Below are 4840 nucleotides of genomic sequence, written 5' to 3'. Positions count from 1 at the left end.
CGTCGGCAGCTCGGACTGCCGACGTGAGCGGGGACTGCCGATCTGACCGTTGCCTGACCGTTGCCACCCGGCCACCGGTGTCCTAGCGTCGTGCGGGACGGCGGCACGAGGCCGGCGCTCCCTGGATCGGCAGACAGGCCCACTGAGCCGGCGCGACGTGGCGCCGCTCCCCCGGCGTCGCCGTCAGGAGGCACCGATGAGCACCTGGATCAAGAACCCGCTGGCCGTCTTCACCGCCGACGACTCCCCTGGAGCACCCGACGCGCGCGGCGGCGTCGTCGTCTCGGACGGCGTGATCAGCGAGCTGGTGGCGGCCGGCGCCAGCCCTGCGGCGCCCGTCGACGAGACGTTCGACGCGGCGGAGCACGTGGTCACGCCCGGCCTGATCAACACGCACCACCACTTCTACCAGACGCTCACACGCGCCTGGGGCCCGGTCGCGGACGCCGAGCTCTTCCCGTGGCTGACGACGCTGTACCCGGTGTGGGCCCGGCTCACACCGCGCGCGCACGAGCTCGCCACGAAGGTCGCGCTGTCGGAGCTGCTGCTGTCGGGCTGCACCACGGCCGCCGACCACCACTACGTCTTCCCGGCGGGGCTGGACGACGCGATCGACATCCAGGTCGAGGCCGTGCGCGAGCTCGGCATGCGGGCCACGCTCACGCGCGGCTCGATGACGCTCGGCACGGACGACGGCGGGCTTCCCCCGCAGTCGGTGGTGCAGGACGCCGACACCATCCTGGCGGACTCGGAACGCCTGATCGGCGCGTACCACGAGCGCGGTGCGGGCGCCCGGATCCAGATCGCCCTCGCGCCCTGCTCACCCTTCTCCGTGACCACGCAGAACATGCGGGACACGGCCGAGCTGGCCGCGCGGCACGATGTGCGCCTGCACACCCACCTCGCGGAGACGATCGACGAGGAGGACTTCCTGCGCGAGCGGTTCGGGATGCGCACGGTGGACTACCTGGAGTCGGTGGGCTGGCTGACCGACCGGGCCTGGCTCGGGCACGGCATCCACTTCGACGACCAGGAGATCGGACGCCTGGGCGCGGCGGGCACCGGCGTGGCGCACTGCCCGACGTCGAACATGCGCCTCGCGTCCGGCATCGCGCGCGTCCTGGAGCTCGAGGACGCGGGGGTGCCGGTCGGGCTCGGCGTCGACGGCTCCGCGTCCAACGACGCGTCCACGATGATCCTGGAGGCCCGCCAGGCCCTCTACCTGCAGCGCCTCAAGTACGGGGCGTCGGTGCCGGTGGCTCGCGCTCTCGGCTGGGCGACGCGCGGCTCGGCCCGTGTGCTGGGCCGCGACGACCTCGGCGTCCTCGCCGTCGGCAAGCAGGCCGACCTCGCCCTGTGGCGTCTCGACGAGCCCCGCTTCTCGGGCTCGCACGACCCGGTCGCCGCGCTGCTGCTGTGCGGCGCCGACCGCGCCGACCGGGTCATGGTCGGCGGCGACTGGCGGGTCGTCGACGGCCACGTCGTCGACCTCGACCTGCCCACGCTCCTCGCCGAGCACCGCGACGCCGCCCGCCGCCTCGTCGCCGGCTGACTCTCCGCGCGAGCCGCACGGACGCCCCGCCACTCACCGGCCGTCCCGCTCCGCCCGACGACTACTCAACGGCAATCCGTGGCCCGGGAGGGGTTGACACGCCTCACCCTTTGCCGGTCGAATGATGGAAGGCTTCTTCCGCTAGTCGGAAGAGTGAACCTGACTCGGTAGCGAACAAGGAGGTCCGCTATGGCACGGTCCACCACCGCCCGCGCGGTGACCAGCCCCACCCGGCCCGAGGACGAGCGGCTGCCGCTCGGCGCCACGTTCGGGTACGGCTTCCAGCACGTCCTCACGATGTACGGCGGCATCATCGCCCCGCCGCTGATCGTCGGGAGCGCGGCCGGCCTGACGCCGGCGGAGATCGGGACGCTCGTCGCCGCCTCGCTGTTCATCGGCGGGCTCGCGACGATCCTGCAGACGGTGGGCATCAGGTTCTTCGGCTCCCAGCTGCCGCTGGTGCAGGGCGTGTCCTTCGCCGGCGTCTCGACGATGGTCGCCATCGTCGGCGGCGGGGGCGGGATCCAGGCGGTGCTGGGCGCCGTGCTCGTCTCGTCGGCGATCGGCTTCCTCATCACGCCGTTCTTCGCGCAGATCATCCGGTTCTTCCCGCCGGTGGTGACCGGCGTGGTGATCACCACGATCGGCCTGACGCTGATGCCCGTGGCGGCGAACTGGGCGATGGGCGGCAACGCCGAGGCGCCCGACTACGGTTCGACGAGCAACATCGGCCTCGCGTTCCTCACGTTCGCGATCGTCATCCTGCTGTCGAAGGTCGGGTCGGGGACGGTCTCGCGGCTGTCGATCCTCATCGCGATCGTCGCGGGCACGCTCATCGCGCTCGTGCTGGGCAAGGCGGACTTCGGGGGCGTCGGCGACGGCCCGATCTTCGCGTTCCCCACGCCGCTGGCGTACGGCCCGCCGACGTTCGAGGTCGCCGCGATCGTCTCGATGCTCATCGTCATCCTGGTGACGCTCACGGAGACGACGGCGGACATCATCGCGGTCGGCGAGATCGTCGGCACGAAGGTGGACCGCAAGCGGATCGCGAACGGTCTCCGCGCGGACATGGCGTCGTCCGTGGTGTCGCCGTTCTTCGGCTCCTTCACGCAGTCGGCGTTCGCGCAGAACGTCGGCCTGGTCGCGATCACGGGCATCAAGTCGCGCTTCGTCGTGTCGGCGGGCGGGGCGATCCTCGTCGTCCTGGGCCTGCTGCCGGTGCTGGGCCGCGTCGTCGCGGCGGTCCCGACGCCCGTGCTCGGCGGTGCGGGAGTCGTGCTGTTCGGCTCGGTCGCGGCGTCCGGCATCCGCACCCTCGCCAAGGTGGACTACGGCAACTCGATGAACCTCGTCATCGTGGCGGCGTCGATCTCGTTCGGCATGGTGCCGATCGCCAAGCCGGACTTCTACGACCAGTTCCCGACCTGGTTCGGCACCATCTTCCACTCGGGGATCAGCTCGGCCGCCCTCATGGCGATCCTGCTGAACATCCTGTTCAACCACATCAAGGCGGGCACGCCGGAGAACCCGTCGGTGTTCGTGAAGGGCACCGCGAGCAAGGCGGTCGACGACGAGCAGCTGGAGGACCTGGCGGACGACGGCGTCCTCAACCGCTCGAACCGCGCCCCGCGCAGCCGCGCGGACGCACCGGCCGACGAGCGTGCCGACGGCGCGACCACGCCGTGACCGTGCGTCACACCTGAGCACGGCACGTGGAAGGGCGTGGCGGGCCTCCGGGCGTACTCTGGAGCCGATGTCCGCCACGCCCCTGCCGGCGCCGCGCCCCCACCCGGGCACGACCACCGGCACCGCCCCCGGTCCCGCGACCGAGCCCCTCGCGCTCCTGGTCCGCACCACCCGGATCGACGATCTCCCCGGCGGTCTGACCGCCCTCGTCGACCTCCTGCCCGACGCCCGGCCGCTGAGCTGGGTGCGGCGCGGCGACGGCCTCGTCGGCTGGGGCGAGGCGCTGCGCTTCGACACCTTCGGCCCCGGCCGGTTCGCGGACGCCGAGGCCGCCTGGCAGGCCACGCTCGCGCGGGCCGTGGTCCGCGACGACGTCCGCCTGCCCGGCACGGGACCGGTCGCGTTCGGCACCTTCGCGTTCGACGACGCCGGCCAGCTCGACGACCAGGACGGCGACGACGTCGGGCGCGCACGCCCGGACGGTTCCCTCGTGGTGCCGCGGGTGCTCGTGGGCCGCCGCGGCGGCGTGACCTGGATGACGACGATCACCCCGGGGGCGAGCCTCGACGCCGCACCGGGCACCGAGGCGCTGCGCCGCGAGCCCCGCAGCCCCGTCCCGGCGCCCGGCCGTGTCCGGTTCGCCGACGGCGCGGTCGCGGCGGGCGACTGGCCCGCCGTCGTGCGCGAGGGCGTGGCCCGGATCCAGTCGGGCGAGCTGGAGAAGGTCGTCCTGGCGCGCGACGTCCTGGCGACCACCGAGCACCCCCTGGACCCGCGGTGGCTGCTGCACCGGCTGGCCGACCGGTACGAGGCGTGCTGGACGTTCTCCGTGTCCGGCATGGTGGGCGCCACCCCGGAGCTGCTCGTGCGCAGCGAGAAGGGGCTGGTGACGTCCCGCGTGCTGGCGGGCACGATCCGCCGCGAGACGGGGATGTCGGACGACGACGCCCTGCTGCACGCGGCACAGCTGGCCCGCTCCTCGAAGGACCTCGAGGAGCACGAGTACGCGGTGCGCTCCGTGGCCCGCGCCCTGGAGCCGTTCTGCTCGTCGATGAACGTCCCCGACGCCCCGTTCGTGCTGCACCTGCCGAACGTCATGCACCTGGCGTCCGACGTCACGGGCGTGCTGGACCGCGTCGCGCCGGGCGGACGGGAGCGCCCCCCGTCGTCCCTGACCCTCGCCGCCGCGCTGCACCCGTCGGCCGCCGTGTGCGGCACGCCGACGGTCGTGGCGCGCGACCTCATCCGCGAGATCGAGGGCATGGACCGGTCCCGGTACGCCGGGCCCGTCGGCTGGGTGGGTGCGGACGGCGACGGCGAGTGGGGCATCGCCCTGCGCTCGGCGGAGCTGTCGCAGACGGACCCGCGGCACGTGCGCCTGTTCGCCGGCTGCGGCATCGTCGCGGCGTCCGACCCGGAGGCCGAGCTCGCCGAGTCCGAGGCCAAGCTGGTCCCCATGCGGTGGGCGCTCGGCGCGGACTGACGCCGAGGTAGTCCGAGCCCCGCCGAGGTAGTCCGCGCCCCGCCGAGGTAGTCCGCGCCGCGCCGAGGTAGTCCGCGCCGCGCCGAGGTAGCACGAAGGGCGCCGAGGTAGTACGTCCC

Annotated in this window: 3 protein-coding genes; all 3 read left to right on the top strand. The window is 73.3% G+C overall.

What is annotated here, in order from left to right:
• Window positions 1–196: 196 nt before the first annotated feature.
• Window positions 197–1552, top strand: a complete 1356-nt coding sequence (locus tag ACFT55_RS19080; protein ID WP_380245425.1) for an 8-oxoguanine deaminase — start codon at window positions 197–199, stop codon at window positions 1550–1552.
• A 189-nt stretch (window positions 1553–1741) separates the two neighbouring features.
• Window positions 1742–3238: a nucleobase:cation symporter-2 family protein gene (locus tag ACFT55_RS19075; RefSeq protein ID WP_380245424.1), complete on the top strand. Its 1497-nt coding sequence runs from the start codon at window positions 1742–1744 to the stop codon at window positions 3236–3238.
• Window positions 3239–3305: 67 nt separating this feature from the next.
• On the top strand, window positions 3306–4721 hold the full coding sequence (locus ACFT55_RS19070) for an isochorismate synthase MenF (RefSeq protein WP_380245423.1): 1416 nt from the start codon (window positions 3306–3308) through the stop codon (window positions 4719–4721).
• The last annotated feature ends 119 nt before the right edge of the window (window positions 4722–4840 follow it).

This window comes from Isoptericola sp. NPDC057191 (assembly GCF_042670225.1).
Taxonomy (GTDB): domain Bacteria; phylum Actinomycetota; class Actinomycetes; order Actinomycetales; family Cellulomonadaceae; genus Isoptericola.
Note: the sequence above shows the minus strand (reverse complement) of the source record. Positions and strands in the feature narration are given on the sequence as shown.

Bases quoted from the DNA above. Each gene is read 5' to 3' on its own strand.
- ACFT55_RS19080 (WP_380245425.1), top strand. From the start codon at position 197: ATGAGCACCTGGATCAAGAACCCGCTGGCCGTCTTCACCGCCGACGAC.
- ACFT55_RS19075 (WP_380245424.1), top strand. From the start codon at position 1,742: ATGGCACGGTCCACCACCGCCCGCGCGGTGACCAGCCCCACCCGGCCC.
- ACFT55_RS19070 (WP_380245423.1), top strand. From the start codon at position 3,306: ATGTCCGCCACGCCCCTGCCGGCGCCGCGCCCCCACCCGGGCACGACC.